17 protein-coding genes and 1 tRNA gene are annotated in these 24,435 nt (G+C 62.9%); 6 read left to right on the plus strand and 12 right to left on the minus strand.

Annotated features, from left to right (window positions below):
* Positions 1–21 precede the first annotated feature (21 nt).
* On the minus strand, positions 22–627 hold the full coding sequence (locus Spa11_RS16605; RefSeq protein WP_145114277.1) for a GNAT family N-acetyltransferase: 606 nt from the start codon (positions 625–627) through the stop codon (positions 22–24).
* Positions 628–841: 214 nt separating this feature from the next.
* Positions 842–1,801: a DNA glycosylase family protein gene (locus Spa11_RS16610; protein WP_197529462.1), complete on the minus strand. Its 960-nt coding sequence runs from the start codon at positions 1,799–1,801 to the stop codon at positions 842–844.
* A 226-nt stretch (positions 1,802–2,027) separates the two neighbouring features.
* Between Spa11_RS16610 and accD the strand changes: the two genes are divergently transcribed.
* The 3 genes from accD to Spa11_RS16625 all read left to right on the plus strand — a co-directional run bounded on the left by accD (position 2,028) and on the right by Spa11_RS16625 (position 6,425).
* The gene (gene accD / locus Spa11_RS16615) at positions 2,028–2,918 is read left to right on the plus strand and encodes an acetyl-CoA carboxylase, carboxyltransferase subunit beta (protein WP_197529463.1); all 891 of its coding nucleotides are present in this window, start codon (positions 2,028–2,030) and stop codon (positions 2,916–2,918) included.
* 627 nt (positions 2,919–3,545) lie between these two features.
* Complete coding sequence (locus Spa11_RS16620) at positions 3,546–5,453, plus strand: ABC transporter ATP-binding protein (protein ID WP_145114281.1); 1,908 nt, start codon at positions 3,546–3,548, stop codon at positions 5,451–5,453.
* Between the two features lie 117 nt (positions 5,454–5,570).
* On the plus strand, positions 5,571–6,425 hold the full coding sequence (locus tag Spa11_RS16625) for an ion transporter (protein ID WP_145114283.1): 855 nt from the start codon (positions 5,571–5,573) through the stop codon (positions 6,423–6,425).
* Positions 6,426–6,439: 14 nt separating this feature from the next.
* Here Spa11_RS16625 and Spa11_RS16630 read toward each other — a convergent pair whose 3' ends face one another.
* From Spa11_RS16630 to Spa11_RS16655, 6 genes are all read right to left on the minus strand, one after another.
* Positions 6,440–8,533: a retropepsin-like aspartic protease gene (locus tag Spa11_RS16630; protein ID WP_197529464.1), complete on the minus strand. Its 2,094-nt coding sequence runs from the start codon at positions 8,531–8,533 to the stop codon at positions 6,440–6,442.
* Positions 8,534–8,756: 223 nt separating this feature from the next.
* Positions 8,757–9,671, minus strand: coding sequence for an all3515 family Zur-repressed PEP-CTERM protein (locus tag Spa11_RS16635; RefSeq protein WP_145114287.1), 915 nt, complete (start codon positions 9,669–9,671; stop codon positions 8,757–8,759).
* 564 nt (positions 9,672–10,235) lie between these two features.
* Positions 10,236–11,132 carry a hypothetical protein gene (locus tag Spa11_RS16640; protein WP_145114289.1) on the minus strand — a complete coding sequence of 299 codons (897 nt, stop codon included), beginning with the start codon at positions 11,130–11,132 and terminating at the stop codon, positions 10,236–10,238.
* Positions 11,133–11,211: 79 nt separating this feature from the next.
* Complete coding sequence (locus Spa11_RS16645) at positions 11,212–12,009, minus strand: PEP-CTERM sorting domain-containing protein (RefSeq protein ID WP_145114291.1); 798 nt, start codon at positions 12,007–12,009, stop codon at positions 11,212–11,214.
* 118 nt (positions 12,010–12,127) lie between these two features.
* The gene (locus Spa11_RS16650; RefSeq protein WP_145114293.1) at positions 12,128–13,027 is read right to left on the minus strand and encodes a type II secretion system protein; all 900 of its coding nucleotides are present in this window, start codon (positions 13,025–13,027) and stop codon (positions 12,128–12,130) included.
* Positions 13,028–13,236: 209 nt separating this feature from the next.
* Positions 13,237–13,692: a hypothetical protein gene (locus Spa11_RS16655; protein ID WP_145114295.1), complete on the minus strand. Its 456-nt coding sequence runs from the start codon at positions 13,690–13,692 to the stop codon at positions 13,237–13,239.
* Positions 13,693–13,913: 221 nt separating this feature from the next.
* Here Spa11_RS16655 and Spa11_RS16660 point away from each other — a divergent pair.
* Positions 13,914–13,986 (plus strand) — tRNA-Lys (locus Spa11_RS16660).
* Between the two features lie 381 nt (positions 13,987–14,367).
* Here Spa11_RS16660 and Spa11_RS16665 read toward each other — a convergent pair.
* The 4 genes from Spa11_RS16665 to Spa11_RS16680 form a co-directional block, all read right to left on the minus strand.
* Positions 14,368–15,855: a hypothetical protein gene (locus Spa11_RS16665; RefSeq protein WP_145114297.1), complete on the minus strand. Its 1,488-nt coding sequence runs from the start codon at positions 15,853–15,855 to the stop codon at positions 14,368–14,370.
* 122 nt (positions 15,856–15,977) lie between these two features.
* Positions 15,978–17,147, minus strand: coding sequence for a DUF1559 family PulG-like putative transporter (locus tag Spa11_RS16670; protein WP_145114299.1), 1,170 nt, complete (start codon positions 17,145–17,147; stop codon positions 15,978–15,980).
* A gap of 34 nt (positions 17,148–17,181) precedes the next feature.
* Positions 17,182–18,240 carry a hypothetical protein gene (locus tag Spa11_RS16675; protein WP_145114301.1) on the minus strand — a complete coding sequence of 353 codons (1,059 nt, stop codon included), beginning with the start codon at positions 18,238–18,240 and terminating at the stop codon, positions 17,182–17,184.
* A 94-nt stretch (positions 18,241–18,334) separates the two neighbouring features.
* A complete protein-coding gene (locus Spa11_RS16680) occupies positions 18,335–19,477 on the minus strand; it encodes a PEP-CTERM sorting domain-containing protein (protein WP_145114303.1) in 1,143 nt (380 codons plus the stop codon).
* Between the two features lie 442 nt (positions 19,478–19,919).
* Here Spa11_RS16680 and Spa11_RS16685 point away from each other — a divergent pair, with 442 nt between their 5' ends.
* The gene (locus Spa11_RS16685; RefSeq protein WP_197529466.1) at positions 19,920–21,956 is read left to right on the plus strand and encodes a metallophosphoesterase family protein; all 2,037 of its coding nucleotides are present in this window, start codon (positions 19,920–19,922) and stop codon (positions 21,954–21,956) included.
* On the plus strand, positions 21,953–24,370 hold the full coding sequence (locus Spa11_RS16690; protein ID WP_145114307.1) for an amidohydrolase family protein: 2,418 nt from the start codon (positions 21,953–21,955) through the stop codon (positions 24,368–24,370). The genes Spa11_RS16685 and Spa11_RS16690 overlap by 4 nt, the downstream gene beginning before the upstream one ends.
* The last annotated feature ends 65 nt before the right edge of the window (positions 24,371–24,435 follow it).

The following is a 24,435-nucleotide window of genomic DNA, read 5'->3' on the forward strand; positions in this document are numbered from 1 at the left end:
GAATCACGGACCGAGCCGCCCTCACCAACCACGACCGCGAAGGTCGATTTCACCAATGGGCCAACCCTCACTCGCTGGATAACGCATCAAGACATCATCCCAGAAGGGATTCGCCTGCGGGTCTTCTTCATTCAGCGAGTTGTAAACGCGGTTTTCGACGAGCTTGCAGCCGATCTGCTCATAGAACGGCTGAACCTTGAAGCTGGTCTGAAACAGCGCGAATGGAAACACGCCCTGATCGACGCGCGCGAACGCCGCGTGCGTCACCGCGGCGCCGAGGCCTTGGCCGCGGCACTCCGGGTCGGTCGCCACGTAAGCGAGCGCCATCACCGTGAGCTCGCCCGCGTTGGCGCCGACCGTGCGGCCGAAAGTCACGGCATGGGCGACGACACGGTCTTCTTGAAGGATGATGTGCGACACCGGGCCGCACTCGACAGGCCCGTCATACTCCTGCCCAATCCGCTTGAGCTGCGCAGCCCTTTCAACCGGCCCTTTGTCGGGCTTCGGAAAAACCTTGGCCAATAGCCCGCCCACGGCGAGGGCTTCGTCCTCGCTGATCTGCATCAGGCGACAGCTCTTGACCGTGTGCTGCATCATTCTCATCAAGCGAATCTCGGAGGTAGACATGGTGCATCCCCCAAGTCTAGCTCACACCCCGCCCCCGTCAGATTAGACCTCGAAGCCAAAAAACGGGCTATCGATTTAGTTGAACCACAAAGGAACGAAGGAACAAAGGATTAAAATAGCCCGCGAATAGCGCGAATGGGCGCGAATAAGACAGTCCATTCGCGCTATTCGCGGGCCCTTAATACTTTCCTTTGTTCCCTCGTTCCTTTGTGGTTCATTTATCAAGCTGCGCTGCGGTGAAGGATGAGCCTACGGTGTCGGCGTCCCAGGTCCAGGCTTCGCCGCGTTGGCTCTCGTAGTCGCGCCAGAGTTCGAACCAGTACGCCAGGAAGCGGTGCGGGCGGTAGCGCTCGTAATGGGTGATGATCTGTGGGTGCAGCGCGAGCGGGTTGACGGGTCGCTCGACGCCTTGGCGTTTGCAGTAGAGGCGGTAGGTTTCGGTGTCGATCGGCAGCTCGTCGTCGCGGTCGAGCAGCTGAAGTACGTTCGCCGCCGAGTAGGGGCCGAACCCATCGAGCGACAGCAGCTTCTCGCGCAGCTCCTCGGTCGAGCGCTCCGGCGACTCGAACCAAGCGGCTTCGAGCTGGCCTTTGGCGAACAGCCGCGCGAGGCCGATGATCCGCTTGGCCCGATAGCCGACCCGACAGACTTTCTGTAGCCGCGCCGGCGTCCAGCGGGCGAGGCGCTCGGCCGAGGGGAAGGCGCCGCCGCCGACGCGCTCGACCAGCAGCTGGTTCATCCGCACCGTGCTCGGCCAGCCGACGTTGCAGCTGGTGATCGTCTTGACCATGTCCTCCAGCAGCGTCGCCGACCGGATCAGCCGGCCGTAGCCGCGGCGTTTGGCGGCGGGGAGAGCCCGGTGGAGCTGGCGGAGGTCTTTGTCGAGGCGGAGCATCCGGCCGATCGCCGCCCGCAGGGCCTGGCGGGCCGGCGGCGAGACGACCACGTCGCAGCGGACCCGCAGGGGCGCCCCCCGTCCGGCGGGTTGGTCGATCGTGGCGTGGAACCGCTCCTCGGGGAGACCGAACTCGGCGGCGTCGAACGATCGCTCCCAAGTGAACTCCTGAGGGCGCCAGCGGTTGGGCGCCAGCAGGAAGTAGCCGTACGAGCAGACTGCCGTGGGGAGCCACAAATCGGCGGGAACGGCGATCGACAGGCGGCTGGGGCGGGGCATTCGGGCCGATTTTTGAGGGAAACTCATGGTCCTGCCGCCATGGTGGCGACCTTAACAGACTGGTAAGATGCGCACGGACGCGCCGGTGGCGCCAGCGGCCCCCGCTGCGCGACGGCTCCGCGTCCTCTGCGAGATTGCTCCCCCTCGCCGTGGGTCTGCCGCGGTCGGGGACGACGCGGCTCTCGTGGCCGCTGAGAAAACAGCTACCCCCGCCCCGCCTTGCCCTATGTCGATCGGCCAGTCGATCCCGCCCGCCGCCATGACGTCTGACAACCAGACGCCCGAAGACGCCTTGCCGACCCCGGCCGCCCCGCGCCCCAAGCGCGGCGTCCCGAGCGGATTGTGGCTGCGTTGCGACGACTGCGGCGAGACCGTCTTCCGCAAGGAAGTCGAACAACTGATGAGCGTGTGCCCGGTCTGCGGCCGGCACATGTATCTCAGCGCGCCCGACCGGGTTCGGTTCATGCTCGACGAGGGGACGTTCGAGGAGTGGGACGGCGACCTGATGCCGGCCGATCCGCTGCAATTCGCCGACAAGAAGCCCTACGCCGAGCGCGTCATCGCCGAGCAGAAGCGGACCGGCCTGAAGGACGCGGCCCTCACCGGCGCGGGCATGATCCGCGGCCGCCGGGTGGCGTTCGGCGTCACCGACTCGGCCTTCATCATGGGGAGCATGGGCTCGGTCGTCGGCGAGCGGCTCACCCGGCTCATCGAGCGCGCCACCGAGCAGAAGCTCCCCGTCGTGATCGTCAGCGGCTCGGGCGGCGGCGCCCGGATGCACGAGGGCATCCTCTCACTGATGCAGATGGCCAAGGTCTCCGCCGCGCTGGCGAAGTACGGCGACGCTGGCGGCCTGTTTATTTCGGTGCTCACCAACCCCACGATGGGCGGCGTCGCCGCGAGCTTCGCGTCGCTGGGCGACCTGGTGTTCGCCGAGCCCAAGGCGCTGATCGGCTTCGCCGGCCCGCGAACGATTAAGGCCACGCTCCGCACCGAACTCCCCGAGGGCTTTCAGACAAGCGAGTTCCTCCTCGAGCACGGCTACATCGACCGCATCGTCCGCCGCGCGGACTTGAAGAGCGAGATCGCGCGGACGATTGACTACTGCGGGAAGTAAGCGGCTGTGCGAACGGTTCGTGGCGCCCTCCGGGGCTTACGCCACGCGGCTCGCTGAGTTCTCGCGTAAGTGCGAGCCGGGCGGCTTTAGCCCCGGAAGCGTGTGCCTTGTAGCGATCAGCCTTCATTGCTGCACACTGACTCCGGTGTCGAATCGGTGGCGCCCACAGCAGGCCCCTGAGGGCCCACAGGAGGCCCTAGGACGGCTCCAAACACCCCGAGGCGAAGTTGGGGCTCGGGGAGGATCAGAACGCCGCTAGAAGGCCGCCAGGAGCCTCTAGCGGGGCGTTACGGATTCCGTGTTTTTCCGATGTTTGCTGACCTTTTCAGTTGCAATTGGCCACCTGTGACCCTTGCCCGACGAGCCCCTTCGCGCGGCCTCGCAAAGAGTTGGTTTCGCAACGGTCGTACTCAGGTCTTGTTGTGGTTGAAGCCCTTGTTCATCACGTTGTAATAGCCCTCGGTAACTCCGAAATTCGAGAGGGAACAGGGAACGCCTCCGTTTGAAGCACCACTCTTCCTTGCAAGTCGCTAAGTACGCCTACTAACGCTTGCTCGTCAGCCGCGTCGCGCTACACTTCTCCGTCCCGCCTCGCTTCCCCTTCCCTACCCCTCGCCCCCCGCTGCCGTGCCCCGTTTGCGTTCGTCCCGCTCGCGTTTCGAGCGGTTCCGTCAGGCTTATCTTGCCGGCAAGGTCGAGGCCGACCTGCCGCCGGGCGCCGCGGACCCTGAGAAGGACCACAAGCGGGCATCCGCCGACGAGCGGCAGCAGTACCTGCGGCAGTACATCGAGTGGCTGTGGCCGCACCGTGGCGCCGTTGCGTTGATGATGGGCCTAGCGCTGGCGGTGGCGACCCTGGAAGTCGCGCAGCCACTGTTCATGCGCTACGTCGTCGATAACGTGCTGCTAGCGGAAGGGCTCACCGACGCCGAGCGGCTCACCAAGCTGCATGTCGCCGGCATCGCGCTGCTGCTGGTGGTCATCGTCGACCGCACGCTCGACATCTGGAAGAACTGCCAGCAACGGCTGCTGAATCTGCGGGTCATCCAGGCGTTGCGACGGGCGCTGTTCAGCCGGTTGCTGCGGCTGCCGCTGGGGCAACTCACCGATATGAAGACGGGCGGCATCCTCTCTCGGCTGTCGGGGGACATCGACCGCACGACGGGGCTCTTGCAACTGGCGGTGATCTCGCCAGGCGTCTCGGCCGTGCGGCTGGTGATCGCCATCGGCATCTTGCTGGCCGTCAACTGGCGCCTCGCGCTGACGGCGATGATGGTCATCCCGCCGGCGCTGGTGATCAGCTTGTGGGTCGCGCGGCGCATCCGGCCGATCTACCGTTCGATGCGTAAGGAGAACTCCGAGATCGACGCCCGCGTCAGCGAGACGTTCGGCGGCATCCGGGTCGTGCGGTCGTTCCAACGCGAGACGCGCGAGCTCGCCGAGTACCTCGTCGGTCGGCACACGATCGCCCGCAAGGAGTACTTCGCCCAGCAGCGCGAGATGGTGTTGTGGAGCAGTTGGGCGCTGCTGCTGGCGATCGTGAACGTCGTCATCGTCTGGTACGGCGGCTTCTTGAATCTCGCCGGCTCGGCCTCGATCGGCGACATCATGGCGTTCCAATGGTACACGTTCATGCTGCTCAACCCGGTGTGGCAGATCGTCAACTCGTTCAGCGAGTTGCAGCGGTCGCTCGCCGGCATGGAGCGCGTCTTCGAGGTGCTGCAGAGCCCCACCGACAAACCGGACAAGCCCGGCGCGATCGAGGCGCCGCAGGTGGTCGAAGAGATCCGCTTCGACCACGTCACGTTCGAGTATGCGCCGGGACAGCCGGTGATCAGCGATTTCAATCTGACTGCCAAGGGCGGGCAGGTCGTCGCGTTGGTGGGTCGCAGCGGCGCCGGCAAGACGACGATCACCGACCTCGTGGCGCGGTTCTACGACCCAACCGACGGCGCCGTACGGCTCAACGGCATCGACCTGCGCGACCTGCGGCTCGATTCATACCGCGGGTTGCTGGGCGTCGTGCAGCAGGACACGTTCCTGTTCGACGGATCGATCCGCGACAACATCGCCTACGGCCGGCAGCACGCCACCGACGAAGAGGTTGTCGAAGCCGCCAGGCACGCCAACGCCCACAACTTCATCGCCGAACTCGACAAGGGTTATGAGTCGCTGATCGGCGAACGCGGCGTGAAGCTCTCCGGCGGGCAGGCGCAGCGGTTGTCGATCGCCCGCGCTCTATTAGCCGACCCGCAGATCCTGATCCTCGACGAGGCGACGAGCAATCTCGACAGCGAGAGCGAGCAGCTCATCCAGCAGTCGCTGGACGAGTTGATGCACACCCGGACGACCTTCGTAATCGCCCACCGGCTGTCGACGATCGCGGCGGCGGACGTGATCATCGTCATGGAGGAGGGGCGGATCGTCGAGCACGGCACGCACGACGAGCTGATGGCCCGGGGAGGCGCGTACCGTGAGATGGTCGCCCGGCAACGCGACGCGATGCGCGACGACGCCGCGGTGCTGCTCGAGTAGCAACTGCCAAGATGTTGAGCCGCGCCCTAACGGGCGCGGCTCAAACGGGCGAGAGGTTGACGGGACGCATCACTACACAGTTGGTAAGCGACTCCCGCGGACGTTAAACTCCGCGGCATGGAACGACCCCCACGCGCCGGCTATCTCGAGAACCGCTTACGGCCGGGCCCACGCCCCTGGCAGCGCCGCTTCTACGAGGTGATCTTCGAGGCGGACACCCCTTACGGCAGGGCGTTCGATGTCCTCCTCTTGGCGATGATCCTCTTGAGCATCGCGGTCGTGATGCTTGAGAGTGTGCGTAGCGTGCGCGAGGATTGGGGGCCGCTGCTGGTGGCGTTCGAGTGGGGCGTCACGCTGCTGTTCACGGCCGAGTTTATCGCCAGGCTGGCATGCGTCGATCGGCCGCTGCGGTACGTGTTCAGCTTCTTCGGCGTCGTCGATATCCTCTCGATCTTGCCGACCTACCTCGCGCCGTTCGCCGCGGAGAGCCATTCGCTGGCGACGATCCGCACACTGCGGCTGCTGCGGGTGTTCCGTGTGTTGAAGATGGGGCGTCACCTCTCTGAGGCGAACACCTTGCTGCGGGCGCTACGGCACACTTGGCCGAAGATCACCGTGTTCCTTACGGTCATCTTCTGTTCGATCGTCATCCTCGGGACGCTGATGTACCTGATCGAGCGTGACGCGGGCAGCGGCTTCAATGACATCCCGACGAGCGTCTACTGGGCGATCGTGACGATGACCACCGTCGGCTACGGCGACATCGCACCGATAACGCCTCTGGGGAAGTTCACCGCGGCGATGATCATGCTCTTCGGTTACGCCATCATCATCGTGCCGACGGGCATCTTCTCGGCCGAGGTGATCCGGGAGGCGCGGCCGAAGTCCTTCCCCTGCCCCGGTTGCGGCCGACAACAGCACGCCCAGGACGCGCTCTACTGCGATCTTTGCGGCGCGGCGCTGTCCGGTTAGGGCGGCTTTCAGGATCAGCGGCGCGGCTTGGTGAACGCCGACAGGGCAAAAGCCAACAACACCAGCGACGCCGGCTCGGGAACGCTGACGCTCATCGAGACGTTGGTGGCGCCATAATTGTTCTTCCAGTCGGTGTAGTCGGCCTGTGTGTAGACCGAGCCGAGTCCGTCGCGCCAGACGGTGTAGTCGGCGGCGTTCACCGTGCCGTCGGCGTTGAAGTCGCCGGCTAGGCCTTCGCCAATGACTTCCAACATCAACGATTCGAGACCGTAGATCACTTCCCACTGGAAGCCGCCGGGGAGATCAAGCGTCGCGAACTCGCCACCCTGGGCCTCGTAGGTCATGAGCTCGAAGAGAGCGCCCACGGCAGGCGTGAAGCCGTTCACGAGCGAGACCGACAATTTGCCGGCGAGGGCGGCGTCGCCGTTGATGACGAGTTGGTCGTAGCCCGTGCCCGCAGTCGTGCCACCCAGCTCGAACTGGAACTCCGCGCCACCGCTTGTCGCCAGGCGGCCATCGATCGAAAGTGTTCCGACGCCATTGCCCGGCGCAATGACGCCATCGATGACCTCAACTTGGCCGGTGATCGGGCCGCTGCCCGTGCGGATGTCGCCGGCGCCGGTGAGCGTGCCGCCGCGGACATCGATGTACTGGGTGTCGAGCGCCGAGTCCTGTAGTTGCACGACGCCGCCGTCGTTGACGGTGACGCCCGAGAAGGTCGTCAACTTGCCGCCGCTGGCGATGCGGACCGTCATCGCGCCCGAGGCGCCGCCGACAGTGACGTCCCACGCTTGCTGCTCACCGGAGACAACGGCTTCTTTGCCGGCGGCGCCGGTGTTCTGCAGCGTCGCCTTGCTGAGATAAGTCGGCGTCGCTGCGGCGTTCCACGACCCGCCGGTGGACCAAGCCGCCGAAGCCGCCGCCGTGGTCCAGTTGAACGCCGTTGTGACGGGGTCGCTGATATAGACGCCCGCGCTCTGCCCCCCGGCGCCGGCCGAGGGATTGGGATCGATGACGATATTGCGACCCGCCAGCAGGTTCGTGCCGATGATTCCTTCGACAACGTTACCGGGGTCGGCAGGGTTGGTGACGTCGAGGACCAGCACGGGGACATTATTCGCCGTGATGCTTCCGCCGAGAGCCGGGATGGTGAATTGATCGACAAAGAATCCGGGAACGTCTTGGAGCGTCCCACCAGAACCGACAATAGAGACCGTGAACTCGGGCGAGTCGGTCGTCACATCAAAACCGAGGAGTAGCGCATTGAACTCGGAGACGACCGTCACACTGGCGCCGGTATCGAAGAAGAACTCCTTGTTGCCAAGGCTCGAACCAGCGTTCGTCGCGCTGGCGTTCATGAACAGCGCGCCCTGAATGATCGTCGGGATCGTCGGGTTCTCTTCGGGGTTGTCGATATCGAAATTCTGGATGTTTGGCAGATAAGTCGGCGGTTGCGCGAACGCGGCGCCTGGATTCAATAGCAGCGGCGCCTTGCGAGTGATGCCGTTGCCGCCGCTGCCTCGTGGCAGGAAGTCGATCGACGGCGTGCGGATGGTTTTCCCTTCCAACTCGAAAACCTGCGGCGCGTCGTTGCGGATCCGCGTGGCGTACTGGCTCGCGAATGGCAAACCAACGATGTTCGGAAGGTCCGACTCGGGCGGCAGCGTGATGGTCGAGGTATTCGTCTGCCCGCTCAACGCCGCATGGTTCATCGTCAGCGACGCGCCGGCGCTAGATCGTCCCTGCAAGCCGCCAACGTACAACCCGAACGGATCGTTGATATGGGCGTCGAGCTGCCCCGTGGCGCCGCCGATCGTGACAACCTCGGTTCCAAAGAACCCGTCGCTCTCCCCGGGATAAGGCCCGTCGAGGTTGAAGTCGTCGTAAGCCTGCGAGGTCAGCACCGAGAAGCCGGCGCCCGTGTCGAGCAATGCGAGGTCGTAGAACGGATTGCCGTTCGGGCCGAGCATCGTGCCGCTTGGCGATGACGAGGCGAACGGGAAGAAGTTGAAGTCCTCGTCGAACTCATCGGTGAGCGCGAGGCCCACCATCGGGAAGAACCCATCGATGGGAACTTGGGCAACGGCGGCGACGCTGATCGATAGCATCAGTAGCGCGCTCAAGGCGCGTAACGTTCTTAAGCCGCCTTGCCGCATGTCGCTCTCTCTGTGCCGCTAATTGGGGCCGCAGGCTCCGGCGAACGCCGAGACTACTAGTAGTAAACCTCTACTAGCAAAGTAGATAGGACCGGCCATACGGTCAACGATTTGGCGCCGCGGCGGCGGGTTCCCGACGGCCCGAAGGCCGCCGGGAACCCCTTAAATTGCCGCGTTATCGCCGACGGACGGTCACGAGACCGATCGCGACGAGCCCCAGCACCGCTCCGGTCGGTTCCGGAACGGTGATGAAGTCGAACGAGAACGGCGCCGAATCGCCGAACTGCGGCGTGTCGCTCAGATCGACCAGCTTGAAGGTCGCACTGAACGCCGAGCCGGGCGCCGTCAACTCATCCACGGCGAAGTACGGCGTCAGCGACCAGTCGTCGGTCTCACCGAGCGTCAGCACGTCGCCCACGCTGCCGAAGAGCGAAGCCCCTGCGGCGTCGGCGATTTCGAGACCTGGCGAGATCGCCGTCAGCTCCAAGCCGATCCGCACGCCATCCACCGAGTTCTTGTAGACCCCGCTGCTGGCGTTGATGAGGTAATGCACCGGGTGCTTCGCGCCATCGATCGCGGGGTTCGGGTCCTCGAGCGCCGGGTTCGGGTGATCGAGCCCGTCGAACGCCATCAGCGAATCCATCGGGGCGATGGTCAAGTGACCAAACTCCTGTTCGATGGAATCATTGGGGAGTGCGGCAGGGCCCATCCCCGAGACCAATTTGCCAGCGAAGACGCCAACGCCAGGCAGAAGAGCGAGGCCGTCATCAAGGTAGTGAGGCTCCGGAACACGATCATTGGTGCTGAGCGCCTCGACAGGGCTTTCAGCGGGACCCGTATAGCTATAGGAACCGATGCGATGGAAGTGGTTGTTCCAAGGCGTTTCGGCGTAGGTGTGCGTCAGCATAAACGTCAGCCGCTGGTAGTTCGGATTCGGCTGGCCGAGGTAAGTCCCAAAGGTGACATTCGGCGCGTTGTCGTATGTAACGTGGTACAAGCCGACGCCCGGCTCTGGCGCGGCGAGCGCCGACGCGCAGGTCGCCAAGAGGATCGCAATCGCAACACAGGTGCGGATTTGATTAGCAGTCATTCTCTCTTTCTTGGTTGATTGATATCGAATGTTGGAAGACGTGTCGCTAGTCCTTGGGCGCAGCCTCTTCACAAAGAGAAGGCGAGACCCAAGGGGCAGAATCTCCGGCTGTCCGTCGAAAGTGCGGACATGGAAGGCGCTCATGAGACGGAGCGCCGTGCCGGTTTAGATCAACCAACCAAGAGGGGGCCCGCGCGGAGCGGGCCAGGTGGCGGCGAATGCATGCAGCCGAGGCCGGGCCTCAGGTCGCCGTGTCGCCGGCAGAGAGGGAGCGCGAACAACTTCAGGCGTGGGTACGCGGACGAAGCGGTATTGCGATAGCAGGTCGCAAAGAGCACAACGCTCGGCCGACTCGAAAGCCGGCGCATCGGGCCGGTCGGCTGCCTTGACGATAGGCGTCGCGCAGCTGGATGTACATCCAAACCAAGCGTGAAACCCCAGACCAATCGACGACAACAACCCCGCCGTGGTGAGCGTCAAGACGCTCACCACAAGGTGCAGTCGGCGCTCTCGCGCCAGCGGGTTGTTGAAAGCCGGTGACATGGTGTTCTTTGGTGCGTTTCCTTAGCGACGGCGGAGTAGGCCTGCGAAGATCGCAGCGAGCGCGAAGGCCGACGGCTCGGGGATCGAGACCGTTGCGGGCGGCGTCGCCACGGCGCCGTAGTTTTCGCTCCACTGCGAATAAGCGCCCGCCGTGAAGAGGTTGCGCTCGTTGTCGCGGTAGACGGTGTAGTCGGCGGCGTTGACGACGCCGTCGTTGTTGAAGTCGCCCGGCAGCCCCCCGCCGACGAGCGAATCGAGCCGGTCGTTCACCCACGGGATCGCGACCTGCGCTTGCTTCAGGGCGTCGGAGTCCGGCGTCCCCCAGACCAGAAAAAACGGGGCCGATGTTTCCAGGCCATCGATACTCAGCTGCATCGAAATCAGGTAGTAACCACTGAGGGGGAGCGTCGTAATATCGCCGTCGCCGTTGTCATCGAGGAAGAAGAAGCGGTGCTGGTGCAAAGCGCCCGAAGAGCTGGTGATCCCGATCGAAGCGCCCGGAACGAGCGTGTCGCCGCCGTCGGCCGAAGCGGAACCGTTGCCGCCATATAGCGATAGCGAGTAGTCGGGGGTCGGCGTTGCGCCAAAGTTCGCCGACTCGCCTTGCCCATCCCAATAGAGGAGCGTTGACGTGTAGCCGCTCGCGGTCATCGGTAAGAAGTCCCACGACAGCGTCTCGCCGCCGGGAAGCGCGGCGCCCGTCGAGAGGGCGGTGAATCCCGGGTTGTTCACCGAGTAATAGATAGCGTCGAAACGCCCGCCAAAGACTCGGTTGGCAAGAATGGCGCTTTGCTCGTAACTGTATTCGCCAACGCCGACCTGCCCGGCATCATCGAACGGGTAGATATCGGAGTGCTGGGCCAGCACCGGCGAGGCGAGCCACACCGCCCCGAGTAGGGCAATCAAGTTTCGTTTCATGATCCGCAACCCATAGGACTTCGTTCATCAAAGAGCGCCGCGTGCTCGGCCAATCCGAGCACGCGGCGAAGCGATTGCCTCAACGACGACGCATCACGCCGCCGAGGCTTGCCGCCAACATCGCGAGCAACGCGGTCGAAGGCTCGGGGATCGCGCCGACATACTCGACCGCTTCCTCGAAGAACGCAAAGTTCACGCCGCCGACGATCGGCTCGGGGCCGCCCTCTTCGTAAGCCTCGAGCGCGCCCTCGAGTTGCTCCGCCGTCTCGTCATCCACCAGCACGCTGTTCGCAAGCCACACCATGTAGAACGGGTCGCTGTCGGCGAGACCCGCCACCGAGACCACGGGGCTCACGAGATAAACGCCGTCCGCGGCGCCGCCGGTCAGGCCGAACAACGGGTGATCATCCACCGCCCCGGTCGCGTCGGTCGAAGCGAACGACGCCGGACCGAACGCGAAGCTCACGCCCGGCTGCGTCGCCGACAGCGGCTGGAAGTCCACTTCGCCCGTGCCGTCCCAGTAATACGCCAAGTCATTCGCGGCGCCGATCGAGAATGAAGACAACGACAAGGCGATGTCGGCGTTGGCCGGCAGATCTTCTCCCTCGGGCAGACCGGGCGCTGAGAAGAAGCCCGGCTCGGTGCGCTCGAAGTCGTAACCGAACGGCGGCGTCGGCATCGTCGGATTCAGAAACACGCCTTCGAAGACTTTCTCGTCGAGGTGATAGAACGGCCCGCCCTCTTCGCCCGACAGATCCTCGGCGGCGCCGACGACAACTTGGCCGCCGTCGGCACGGAGTAGGATGTCGCTGTGAGCCGCCGCGTCCGCGGTGAGGCAAGCGAGGCCGGTCAGGAGAAAGGCTTTGGTGAATCGCATGGTTAGCATCTCTAATTCTTGGGTAAGTGCAAAAAGCGACCCGCAGGACGACCTACAGGTCGCCCCGGATGAATGAACGCCGCGCATCCACTGCGGCGATAATTAACAGCGCCAGTGGTTAACGAAACTCAGGAGGGATCGCGAAATTGAACCCCTCGTCGCACCACTCGCCGATCTGGTCCGCCGAAATCGCCTCGACGTGACCATCGACATACAGATAGTTCGCCGTGTTCCCCTGGTGCCGGTCGACGACCAGCTCGGCCGTCACCGCATGCCAGACCTCTCTCTGCCCCGGGCCATTCGCCGCTAGGTTCTCTTCGCTGAACCAGTCGTACGAATGCACATGGTCGTAATGGACCGCCAGCGAGAACTCCGACGCCTCGACCGCCAGCAGCGTGCCGTGCGTCTCCTGCAAGCGGTTGATGTTATCGACCTTGCCGTACTGCTCCGCGTTGTGGGCCGCAATCACCGGCGGCGGCGCGCCGACCGGTGGCTTGTCCTTACGACTCAAGAACCCATTCAGCGCGTAGCTGGTGTCGATCACCCGCACTTCGACATTCGGATCGAGCGAGCCGGTCGCCTTCGCACGGTCGTACTCGTCACGCGTCATCACCAGAGCGGTCTCGATCACGTTGCCGTCCGCGTCCTTACGGCTCACCATCGATTGCTCGATACGGGCGTGGTGCTCGGGGCAGAGACGGATCGAATCGACCCCCTCGAGGTACGGCGCGAGCGTCCGGATCCAGGAGATGTCGCGTTCGTCCTCGTGCTCGTCTTCCTCTTCCTCCTCTTCATGCCCGTGCTCATGGCCCGAGATGAAGGGAAACTGCCCGCGGTGCACGCCGACGTAGCCATGCACGGCGAGGCCGATCTGCCGGAGGTTGTTCGCACACTGGCTGCGTCGCGCGGTGGCCCGGGCCGCCTGGATGGCGGGCAGGAGCATCGCGACGAGCACCCCGATGATGGCGATCACCACCAGCAGCTCGACAAGAGTGAAACCGCTACGCTTGAGAGACATAATGCGGCCTTGCAGGACACGCTGAGAACGCCGGGTTTCGCGCCGAACCGCCCTAGCGAGCCAACACGGCGCGCGGGGGCGACTGGAACGATCAACCGGGCTTGCCTACCAACGCCGTGCTGATGCGTAACGTGGTCAGGCGAGAGAGGAACACGGCGAAACACCCTGCGCGCGGCGATGCGCTGGGGGGCTTCGACGTGACGATCGCACTAGGCGATCGGCGGGCCGCGAGCGCTGGTCGCGGGGAGAACGAGCGAGGGCGCTTTGGGGTCCGACTCGGGGGGCGCCATCGCGGCGGCCCAGATCACCTGGGCGGGGACTTCGACGGTCGCGGTCGCCGTCTTCAGCTGGGCCAGCAGGCGGCAGACATCGCAGTCGCTGTCATGGGGCTGCGGCGATTCCGTGGGGCACGAACCGCACGGCGCAATACCCGTGGACTCAGCTCCCAGGGCCTCGTTACAGCCGCCCTCGTGGTGGCAGAAGAGGCAATCGCCAGCAACCGACTGGCACTCCACCGATTGGCAGCAAACGGCGTCACAACAGCCGCTCAAGCAGGCAAACCGGTGCAGCCCATCGCCGACCGCCGCCAAGAAGACATACCCCACCGCGAGCGCAGCCGCCAACGCCCGTAAGGCGAAGCGACGGCGAGCAGTACGAGAGGACATCGACGGGCCGTAGTAGTCCGGGGCAGCCATCCGGCAAGAACCCGGCCGGCAGAGGCGCCAGCCGTTATTAGCGTCAACATAGACGCCCCCCAAAGTCCGGGCAACCGAAAAAGCCGAGCAGAAAAGTCCGAAAGTGTGCCCCGGCGAACCTTCTCGCCCCCCTTCCCGTCCTCAGAGCGAGCCGATAAATTACGGAGCTCAGGGGCAAGCCCCCTGCAGCCGCTCCCTTAGCTCAATCGGCAGAGCAATTGACTCTTAATCAATGGGTTCTAGGTTCGAGTCCTAGAGGGAGCACCTCAGAGGCCGGCGTCTAACGCCGGCCTTTTTTTTGGTCGTAACGACTTATGTCGTGTTGGTGAAGCGACGTCTGCGGCTATCGGCAGCCTGAGATCTGGTTCAACGGAGCGGACTCGCGGCATTGGCGCGAGTGTCCGTCGGCCAAGGCAAGGGGATCGTTGGGCCTGCGGTGCGAATGGCTACCGACGTGGGAGACTTGAACTGGCCAGCCTCGAACTCGACCCGCAGTTCACTGAGATTGGGCTTGCCTGGATCGAAATAGAGATGGCATGGGCTGAAAAGGGGGAAAACAATAACGCCCTAGGCGGGCTGGGCCGCCTAGGGCATCGTTCCACCCCGCGACGCCGCGGAAAGTTGTGCGGGTGGCGCCAAATGCTGCTAGCCGAGCTGCGTCGCGTTGCGGCGAACACGCCACGCGGCGGGAATCACCAAAGCCGCCAGAAGTGATGTCGAAGGCTCGGGCAAATTGACCAAAACGATCTGTGCAGCGTTCCCAGCCCCGAAGTCCCGACGAAAGGTCACGTCAAACGGGCTGCCGTCGGCGAGCGTGCCCACGATGTCTCCGGCGACGAATGGAATGGCGCCGAATGGCGCTGGCATGCCGAGCACCGAGAACTCTTTGCCGAAGATCGTGATGACCGACCCCGAGCGAGCCTCTAGATCGCCACTCGCAAAGACGCCGCCCGAGATAGAAACCTCGCCCGACAGCTCGGCGTAGAGGTCGATCGAGCCGGCCGCGCCGCCGGCGATCTCGGCAACGCCCGCCAAGACCTCCACGTTTAGCGAATCGGCTACCAAGCCGTCCACCAGCAGCTCGCCGCCGCTCTGCGCCGAGAGGGCGATTGAATTGGCAGTTCCACCCCGAAGCTCGACGCGTCCATTCAGAGACGCAATGACTTCCGCGCCGAGCTCACCACCGGTCGCACGAATGGTCCCCCCGGGACCGGCCTGAATAACGTCTTCGACACGCCCGCCACTCATGTTGACGACAGCCCGGTCGCCAGCAATAAGATTGCCGATCACGCCGCCTCGATAGTTTGTCGTCGAGTCACCTGAGGCCTCGATCGCGTCGCCGATGGTGATGTAGTCGATATCTGCGACAGCATTGTCCGCGACGACAAGATCGTCATCGACATTAGCGCCGTTGAAGTAAGCGGAAGAGTTCTCGTAGAGCTGCAACTCGTCGTCGAATTGTCCTCCGGTTGCTTCGAGCCGTGAGGTCCCGAAGAAAAAAGCATCGTCATCGACTTTGGCCGACCCGCTGACGAAGACACGGCTAGCACCGGTCGCGTCTTCGATATCATCGATACGACCGCCACTGAAGCGGAACGTCGCGGTTCCGCCAACTTGGACGGCATCCACCGATCCAGCCGACATCGCGACCACCGCGTTGTCATTGACAAGAACATCGTCGGCGGACCCACCGGCGATCGAGATCGATGAATCATGGTTGGCAATGATGTCATCGCCAATAGCGCCGCTCGAAATCGCGATCCGTGAGATGTCGTTGGCGACGACGGAGTCGGCGGTCTGGCCGCCCGCCATTGCGACGATCGACGTATCGAACACGGCGATGCTCTGGGAACTATTAGAGCTGACGGGTTGGTTCGTTACCGGGTCGAGGAAGAGCGTGCCGTCGAGATTGAGTTGGTAGCCAACCTGCGACCCGCTATTGACCACGAGGCTAGGCGCACCGCCGACGCCGTCACGCACTTCGATGTCATCAATCGGTTGCGTGATGAGGTTCTGGGTTCCGTTGTCGAATATGGTCGTGCCACGAGCCGAAGGGACGGCTGTGTTCAGACCAATAATGGTGAGCACGAAACCCGCAAGAGCGGAGTTGCGAAGACGCTTGTTGCCGATCATTAGCGCTACCTCTTATCGCGTTGGTGCTTTCGTTAGTTGATCCCGCATCGGTCTAATCTCTATGGACCGCGTCGCGTTTCATCGTCGCTTAGAGTGCTTAGTAGGAGCCTGCAGCGACTCCACTAGTACGCTCCCCCTTCAACTACATTTCCGTCATTGCGGGCGCCGAGGTTCTCGTACAACTGATCGTCGATATCGTCCCGCAGAAAATGCACCGATCCGTCACAGAAGGCGAAGAACGCGCCGCCGGCGTGCCAGCTGAAGGCGCAATCGTCATCGAGGACAGCGCCGTCGGTGCCGTCGGTGATATCCACTCCTGGACGGGTGCCGTAGAAGAACTTATCGACGGACTTTGGTGAGACGCCGCAGTTGATGGGAGCCGAGCCTCTCCCCTTCCCGCCGTTATCGCGACCGCTTCGGGGCGCTGTCTTGAAGATGGTATTTTCGTCACTCGACACCCCGCCCATCCAGATGGGCCAGTCGGAGTTCTTCTCGCCGACTCCCGCAGAAAAATCACGGTTGTAGTAGGCCGATTCCCCGATCAGGATCGTCTGACTCAATCCGTCCGTGATGTTCGCGGGCTTGATGGTGATAGGCGAGACGGTAGCTGGTGACGTGTCGGGGTCCTTTCCGAGAAAGCGGATTCTCGCCCGGATGTTGTCACAGATATGAAAGAAGATGCCATCGTCCCCCGTACCCCCCGACCCCTTGTAATCGGAGGTGGCGTACCCGTTGGTTTCTTCGGGATGGCATTCGGTGGCGTGATCGGGCAACTGTGATGAAGGGCACCGATAAGTAGGTAAGACGTAATCCCCCCCCCGCCAAACCTCTTCTCCAATCAGTATGGGCCCCGCCTGCAGCATGTTTGGGAACGGCCAGTTGTTCTTGATCTGCTCCGGATCGATTCCGGTGCTGTCAAAAACTCGATCGTAGAGAGCCTGCTCCTCTAGGTATGGGAGCGTGTAAGGGATCCATCCCATACCTCTGTCGCAGAATCCCGTTGAAGGTCCACCGTTCTCCGCCGCTTCCTCACCGGGCACAACACGGCCATATTGGGGATTACCGCCCCGAACCCCGATGGGGTACTCATCGGCCACATCGACGTAGTTAATCACCGCCAGCGCGTCGTTCTTCAAGTTGCTCTGGCACTGGCTCCTACGCGCCGCCTCCCTAGCGGATTGAACAGCCGGTAGAAGCAAGGCGACGAGGATGCCGATGATCGCAATGACGACCAGCAACTCAACGAGAGTGAAGCCTCGGTGATTCCAACGTGATTGGCTTTCCATTAGCATTACCTCATCGACTCCGTGCCGGGGTGGGAACAACTCAGGCGCCTAGCGTTCGACGGCGCAACGACGATGCGATGACGGCGGCGAGGGCTGCAACCCAGAGGCCACTGGGCTCTGGGATCGAAGCGGCTACAGGTGCAGCAGCCGCAGGCGAAGCGACGGCGCCATAGTTACTTGCCCAGGTGTCGTAGCCCGCTTGCGTGCTGTCGGGAGACCCACCGTCACGCCAGACCGTGTAGTCGGCGGCGTCGACACGACCGTCGTTGTTATAGTCGCCGGGTAGCGAGGCGATCGTCGACGGCGCGAACAGGACTCCGCCGACTAGAGTTCCTAGCCCCGGGACGTGGTACTCCAAGGCGAGGTCCGTCTCGTCCTCTAGCAAGGTGAGGTCGATTGGAGAGCCGATCGACAGCGAACCGCCGTTGGGAGACAAAAAGGTCGAGCTGAGTAGGTTGCCTTCCGCCAACCGATTGGCGGCGCCGGCAGCCTTGCGCCAAGCAGGGTTCGAGTCTTGCAGCGGCTCCCAACCAGTTGGGCTCAGGACTCCCGCGGATGAGCGGATCAGGTAGGCGTCGAGATCAACACCGAACTCCGACTGATTCTCGAGAGTCGCCTCCCCCGTGGCGGGGTCAACGACGAGCACTACGGTGTTGCGGACGCTGAACTCGACATCGCCGGTGAAGGAGCCGAGGCCAGGGACACTGTAGGTAAAGTCGAACTCTGGTTCGGCTTCGCCGATCGACGCGGGCTCGATGGGAATGTATGGCGATCCGATCGAAAGCGAGGCCCCTGGTTGTATCGATGTGGACCCCAGCAGATTGGTGTCGCCGAGGCGATTCGCTGCCGCGGGCCCGTCGAACCATCCGGAAACCCCTTGCTCGTCGAGGCTGTTCCAAGCGGACGGATCGAAGACGGTCGATCCTGCCCGTAGGAGGTAGCCATCGACATCGATCGGGGCGTTCGAATCGTTGCGTAGTGATGCAGCGCCGGTTCGAGGATTGACAACGATGGAAAGATCTTCGTCCGCGAAAGTCGGACTGAGAGCGGTGGCGATAACGGCCCAGGCCGCCAGCGCCGTAGAAACTCGAGTACGCATGGTGTGAGATCCTGTGGCTGATCTTGAAGGAAATGCTGGCTTCAGTCGGGTAAGTAACAGAAGCATCCGTCGGCCGCACACGAGCGGTCGCGGATCAGCGACGACGCCAAGCGCCGCCGATCAGGCCACAGCAGGAAAGCAAGAACAGCGAAGACGGCTCGGGGACAATGGCGGCCATCGCGTAGGCGAAAGCGCCCGTGCCGTTTACGATGTCGTACTCATTCTTGAAGATCGCGAAGTCGTTCAAGTCAACGTCGCGGTCGAAGTCGAGGTCGCCGGTCGAACCGGTCGAGATCGGGCCGTCGAGTTCGATGGCCAAGTTGTCGAGGAGGGTTTGATAGTCGTCGAGGTCGACGTCGCCATCAAAGTCGAGGTCGCCGCGGCCACCGGGGCTCGCAAAGATGACGGTCAATGCTGGACGCAGCAGAGTAGCGTCGATCAATTCACCATTTACATCGACGGTACCTTCACCACCGTTAGTGAAGTCGCTGGTGAGGAAGTCCCAGCCGTTGCCGGTGTTGTTGTTGATCGACCAGCCGAAGTTGGGCGCGCCGTTGACGAGCCAGTCGGTGACGGCCGCCGTTGCGTCGAAGCGGTAGAAAGACTGGGCAATAGCGTCTTGAAATGGGAGGCCGGACGCAAGAAGTTCCCCGAGGACGTCGCTGGAATCGTTTGACGTGTTGTTGAGAGGATCGATGTCGGGCGTCGCGACGACGAAGTCGGGCGTCGCAGCGGCCTCAGTACCATCCTCCTTGATCGGGTCCCCATCGAGGAATCCGCCCTGGTCCGGGATCAAGTCGCCGCCGAGCGACGCCCACGTGTCGTCCTCCTGCCAGAAGTCGCCGGAGGTTGAATCCACGCTGACGATGCGATTGAAATTGATGACAGCATTTGAATCGGTGTTGCTAGTCACCCAGAGACTCAGCTCAGCAAAGACCAACTCGAACTGCCCGCTGGCGACTTGATCAGGCACCAAACCGCCCTGGCTCACCAGGAGGTTCTCGAAGCGAATCGCGCCTTGTGTTTGGAATCCGCCATCGAAGTCGTCGATCGATATGCCTTCGTTGGCGCTTTGCTCGGTTGTCGGGTTGGCTGCGCGGAACTCGGTGTCGATGGTCCCGTCGTAGATGCCGCCCCCCGGTAGTTCCGAGACACCGTCACGGAACGTGACCGCTTGGCCATGAACGGCCGAGGTCGCACTGCATCCGATAGCAATCAAAGCCAGTCTTCGGATCACGGCAAACTCCTTCTTGAATGATGTCTTTTCGCAGGGTGGGCTAACCAACTACTGCGGCGGGCGCCGCGCTTGGGGTGCGACGTTCAGACGCCGCGTCAGATGCGGGTGTTGTAAACGGGCGCCAGCCGTTTACCACCTCTGACTTGAAACATTCACGGTCTCTTCAACTGGTCTGCACAATCGATTGATTTGCGTAACTCTGCAGGTGGGCGCCGGGTGTTAAGTTACGATGTGGAATGCGCGGAAGAGCAAGAGGATCGCCTTGTAAGGGAAGTGTGAAGAGTTCGGACGGACAACATCCTCTTGAGAAACCTGCATGGAAGAAGCCCTGTCGCTTCGATTGAAAGATGCTTTACCAATTGGAGGATCTCTGGCAGACTTCGCGCGTCGGACATCTCTGTCATCGTCGATCCTCTGACCGGAACGCTCACGTCCAATGGCAATGAACCACTCCCTTGCATTCGCTTGGCTGTCGCTAGCCGCCCTGGCTTCGACGAGTGACTCTTGGGCCCAGGAAGTCACCCGCGGCCCTTATTTGCAACTCGCGACGCCTCGCTCGGTGGTGGTCGTCTTGAGAACCAACCAGGCCATTGATCCAGTTGTCCGATACGGAACGTCCCGTGAGGACCTTTCGCATAGCACGCACTCGGATGCAGTGACGGTGCGTCTGTCTGCCGATGTCGCAGCCACTAGCGACGCCCCCTATGGATCGATTCCCGTTCTCTACGACGAGCCGGATGCGTACGCCGGAGACCGCAAGCTGTGGGACCGCAACCCTTCGACTCCTGAGGGGACTTGGCAGTACGAGGCAAAGGTCGCCGGATTGAAGCCGGCAACGAAGTACTGGTATGCCGTCTACGATGGAGACCGCCTCTTGGCTGGCGGCGACGGCGACCACACCTTCACGACGCCGCCCTCGCCCTCAGCCCCGGCTGACTTACGGCTTTGGGTCGTTGGAGATTCGGGCACCGGCGGGCCCGACCAAAAGCGGGTTTACGAGGCGATGCAGGACTTTGCCGCGACGACCGGCCGAACGCCCGACGCCGTCCTGCACGTGGGCGACATGGCGTATGGCGACGGCGCCGATGTCGAGTTCCAACGGCATTTCTTCGACGTCTACCAGCCCACTCTCTGCAACACCGTCTGCTGGCCGGCGATGGGTAATCACGAAGGGCATACGTCCCGGGGCCTCTCCCAGTTTGGCCCCTACTACGACGCTTACGTCCTGCCGACCGCCGGCGAGGCGGGTGGACTGGCTTCCGGCAGCGAGGCCTACTACGCCTTCGATTTCGGACGCGTGCATTTTATCTGTCTCGACTCACACGACCTCGACCGCTCCCCCGATGGCGCCATGGCTCGTTGGCTTGAAGCCGATTTGGAGGAGAACGACTCGGACTGGCTGATCGCGTTCTGGCATCACCCGCCCTACACCAAGGGGTCGCACGACAGCGACCACGAAACGGCATTGGTGGAGATGCGCGAGCACATCATGCCGCTCTTGGAGGCGCACGGCGTCGATGTGGTCCTCTCAGGCCACTCTCACATCTACGAGCGGAGCATGCTGATCGACGGCGCCTACGCGACGCCAACGGTTTCCGAAGGTGTCGTGCTCGACGACGGCGATGGTGACCCGAAGGGAGACGGCGCCTATCGCAAGAGCGCCGGGCTCCGTCCCCACAACGGCTCCCTAGCGATTGTCTCTGGACATGGCGGCGGCGGAGTAGGCCGGAAAGGAACGATGCCGATCATGCGTGAGATCATTGTCGAGCACGGCTCGCTGCTGCTGGACATCAAGGGTGATACGCTCACCGGGACCATGGTGAACAAGCACGGCGCTGTCCGCGACGAGTTCCAACTTGTGAAACGGGGTAAAGTTGAGCACACCCCCATCACCAACCCTTGGCGCCCGGCGCACGACCCCGACCTCATCACGGAGATGCGGTTGCGATGGCGTGAGGGGAAGGGGGGGCAACCGCAAGGATGGTCGGTCCTCTCAGGAGAACCCGGCCGGTTTGAGATTGAGAGGCGAGAAGATTTGCGGAGGAATCTGATCGCGGTCACTTCTACCGATCAACCCCTGCTCATCACGAGCGACCGCTTCGAAGGCAAGATAGGCGAGCTCGAAGCACACGTGCAGTTTACGACGTCCGTCGGCGCCGCGGGGCTTGCCTTCGCCTGCGAAAGCGCCGATCGGCTATTCGCGTACGTTATCTCTCCGGAAACGCGTGAGGCGTTGTTGGTGCAAGTCATTGACGGCGAAAGAACCGTCGTCGGCCAGCGATCGATTGACCTGCCTTTCGATAAGCCGATCAAGATCGAGCTCGAGCCCAGTCCCACGGCGCTCGAGGTTCAGCTCAACGACGACCTTGAGTACACCGTGCCACTGCCCGAACCATTCCAAGCGGGTCGGGTTGGTGTCGTGCTCTCCGAAGGGACCTCAGTGCAGTTTAGCGATTTGGTCGTGGAGCGAGCAAAATGAAAGCTGGCTCAATCGCTTTGCTGATTCTGATTGTCGGTAGTGGGATCGCTGCAAACGGCCACGAGAGCCCCGAGCACGCCATCAAGGCTATCGATCGTAAGTTAGCCGTAGAGGGCGGCAATTCACGCCTGCTCGTACGCCGCGGGGATGAGCTCCGGGCGATTGGCCACTTTGCTCAGGCAATCGCAAGCTATCGGGACGCCCTTCAATTCGACCCCCATTCGCCGAATGCCAATTTAGGTCTTTCGCGGACACTCCTCGCAGCCGGGGACTTCGCCGAATGCCGTGCGGTTGTCGATAGCGCACTGCCGTACTCCGACGACATAACCGCGGCGTCGCTTCACGCCGTCCTCGCAGAAGCCGCGAGCATGCAAGGCGACAACGTCGCAGCGCTGGCCGCATGGGAGCAGGCCATCCGATCGCCGTCTCCCGAGGTCGATTGGCTGTTGGCTCACGCCGAAACCGCTGGCCGTGTTGAGGGACCGAAAGCCAAACGGCTCGCCCTTGAAGCGGCGCGACGCCGAAATCCTAGCGTCGTCCTGCATCGGGAAGCAATCGCCACGTTGATTGAGTGCGGCGATACGAGCGCAGCTCGGTCGATGATTCAAGCGGGTCTTCAGCAGAGCCACTGGAAGCGGTCCTGGCTTCTGCTCAGGGCGTCCGCCTACGAGCGGGATGGCGACCTTGAACACGCTCGACGAGACCTAGCCGTGGCCAATGCCGAAGCGCTCGATCGGCTCGCGAACAGACCCGAGAATCCCGCGTTGCTGCGCCAACTTGAAGAGGTGCGGATGCGGCAAGCCGCGCTCGCCGCGGACCTCGTGATCGTCAATGCCCGCGTAATAACGATGGACGAGGAGACGCCCCCCGCCGAGGCCATCGCCATCAAAGATGGCCGAATCACCGCGGTAGGCGCCGACGAAGCGATCCGCGAACATCTTGTCGATGACACAGAGGTCCTCGACGCCCAGGGTCGCGTCGTTCTCCCGGGTTTCATCGACGCGCACATCCACCCGTCGCCGACCTTTGACGAGTTGTCGCCCTACGGGGTCGTCGCTTGCGGGCCCGAGGCCGTCTCGTCGATCGATGAACTCATCGAGCGACTGCGGCGAAAGGCCGAGCACACCCCTAGCGGGGAATGGGTGCGCGGGCGAGGTTACCAAGACACCAAACTCGGCCGTCATCCGACGCGTCTAGACCTCGACCAAGCATCAACAGCTCACCCGATCTACATCGTTCACTCCAGCGGACACGTCGCCGTTGCCAATTCGTACGCGCTTTCCATAGCCGGCATCACTCGTGAAACCGCCGACCCGCCCGGCGGAGCCTTCGACCGTGACTCCGACGGAGAGCCGAATGGGGTCCTCCGTGAATCAGCGAAGGGACGCATTTCCGACTCGGGGCCAGAGCCTCCGGAGCCGAGCCTCAGCGAATGGATCGAAGGCATGCGCCGCACATTTGCTCGGTACAACCGTGTCGGCATCACCAGCATCCATGACGCCGGCATCAATCCCGACAAGCTGCGCCGCTACCAAGCGTTTCAGAGTGAAGAGCCCCAAGTGCGAGTGTACGCCATGCTGCGTCGGCGTTACCTCGACGACTTGCAGGAGACGATCGTTCGATCGGGGCGCGGCGACGCTTGGCTGCGAATCGGCGCCGTGAAGGATTTCCACGGCAACTCCCTCTCCGGCCGGACCTGCTGGCTCTACGGGCCGTACGCCGACCGCCCCGGCTACCACGGCATTCCCCCGGCGACATCGCAAGAGAAGCTCAACGCACGCATTCTTGCGATCCATGAAGCGGGCCTCCAAGCCTGCATCCATGCCAATGGCGACCGTGAGATTGATATGGTCCTCGACGCATTCGAGGCGGCGTTACAGCAATCGCCTCGCGACGATCATCGTCATCGCATCGAGCACGCCAGCGTCGTGAATCAATCCATACTGGAACGCGTCAAACGTCTCGGCATCGTCTTGGCTCCGCACTCTTACATCTGGGAGCACGGCGACAAGATGGAGGCTTTCGGCGAGTCGCGCTGGCCGTGGATGCACCCCAACGGTTCAGCAATCCGTATGGGAATCCCCGTCGCCGGCACCAGCGACTCTCCCGTCAGCGAGGCGCGGCCGATGCTCCGCATCCAAAGCATGGTCACCAGGACAAGCGCCGAGGGAAAGTGCTACGGACCTGAGCAAGCTGTTACGATTGATGAAGCCATCCGCGCATGGACCTGGGGCGGCGCGTTTGCATCGTTCCAGGAAGAGGAGAAAGGCTCGCTGAAAGTCGGAAAAATAGCCGATTTGGTTGTGCTATCCCGCGACCCCTGGGCGACGCCCCCGAACGAGTTGAAGGATATTGAAGTCGATTGCACCGTGGTCGGCGGCAGAATTGTTCACGACGTCACGCGACTTGAATAGCCTGTATCAAATGACTCCCAGAGGCAAGCGCGACATGGCAAGCAAAGCCAGCGACGTATCGTGCG

The sequence above is a fragment of the Botrimarina mediterranea genome, assembly GCF_007753265.1.
In the GTDB taxonomy this organism is placed as follows: domain Bacteria; phylum Planctomycetota; class Planctomycetia; order Pirellulales; family Lacipirellulaceae; genus Botrimarina; species Botrimarina mediterranea.

Excerpts from the sequence above, each read along its gene's own strand:
- Spa11_RS16605 (WP_145114277.1), bottom strand. The coding sequence starts at position 627 with ATGTCTACCTCCGAGATTCGCTTGATGAGAATGATGCAGCACACGGTC.
- Spa11_RS16610 (WP_197529462.1), bottom strand. The coding sequence starts at position 1,801 with ATGCCCCGCCCCAGCCGCCTGTCGATCGCCGTTCCCGCCGATTTGTGG.
- accD (WP_197529463.1), top strand. The coding sequence starts at position 2,028 with ATGTCGATCGGCCAGTCGATCCCGCCCGCCGCCATGACGTCTGACAAC.
- Spa11_RS16625 (WP_145114283.1), top strand. The coding sequence starts at position 5,571 with ATGGAACGACCCCCACGCGCCGGCTATCTCGAGAACCGCTTACGGCCG.
- Spa11_RS16630 (WP_197529464.1), bottom strand. The coding sequence starts at position 8,533 with ATGCTATCGATCAGCGTCGCCGCCGTTGCCCAAGTTCCCATCGATGGG.
- Spa11_RS16635 (WP_145114287.1), bottom strand. The coding sequence starts at position 9,671 with ATGACTGCTAATCAAATCCGCACCTGTGTTGCGATTGCGATCCTCTTG.
- Spa11_RS16640 (WP_145114289.1), bottom strand. The coding sequence starts at position 11,132 with ATGAAACGAAACTTGATTGCCCTACTCGGGGCGGTGTGGCTCGCCTCG.
- Spa11_RS16645 (WP_145114291.1), bottom strand. The coding sequence starts at position 12,009 with ATGCGATTCACCAAAGCCTTTCTCCTGACCGGCCTCGCTTGCCTCACC.
- Spa11_RS16650 (WP_145114293.1), bottom strand. The coding sequence starts at position 13,027 with ATGTCTCTCAAGCGTAGCGGTTTCACTCTTGTCGAGCTGCTGGTGGTG.
- Spa11_RS16655 (WP_145114295.1), bottom strand. The coding sequence starts at position 13,692 with ATGTCCTCTCGTACTGCTCGCCGTCGCTTCGCCTTACGGGCGTTGGCG.
- Spa11_RS16665 (WP_145114297.1), bottom strand. The coding sequence starts at position 15,855 with ATGATCGGCAACAAGCGTCTTCGCAACTCCGCTCTTGCGGGTTTCGTG.
- Spa11_RS16670 (WP_145114299.1), bottom strand. The coding sequence starts at position 17,147 with ATGCTAATGGAAAGCCAATCACGTTGGAATCACCGAGGCTTCACTCTC.
- Spa11_RS16675 (WP_145114301.1), bottom strand. The coding sequence starts at position 18,240 with ATGCGTACTCGAGTTTCTACGGCGCTGGCGGCCTGGGCCGTTATCGCC.
- Spa11_RS16685 (WP_197529466.1), top strand. The coding sequence starts at position 19,920 with ATGAACCACTCCCTTGCATTCGCTTGGCTGTCGCTAGCCGCCCTGGCT.
- Spa11_RS16690 (WP_145114307.1), top strand. The coding sequence starts at position 21,953 with ATGAAAGCTGGCTCAATCGCTTTGCTGATTCTGATTGTCGGTAGTGGG.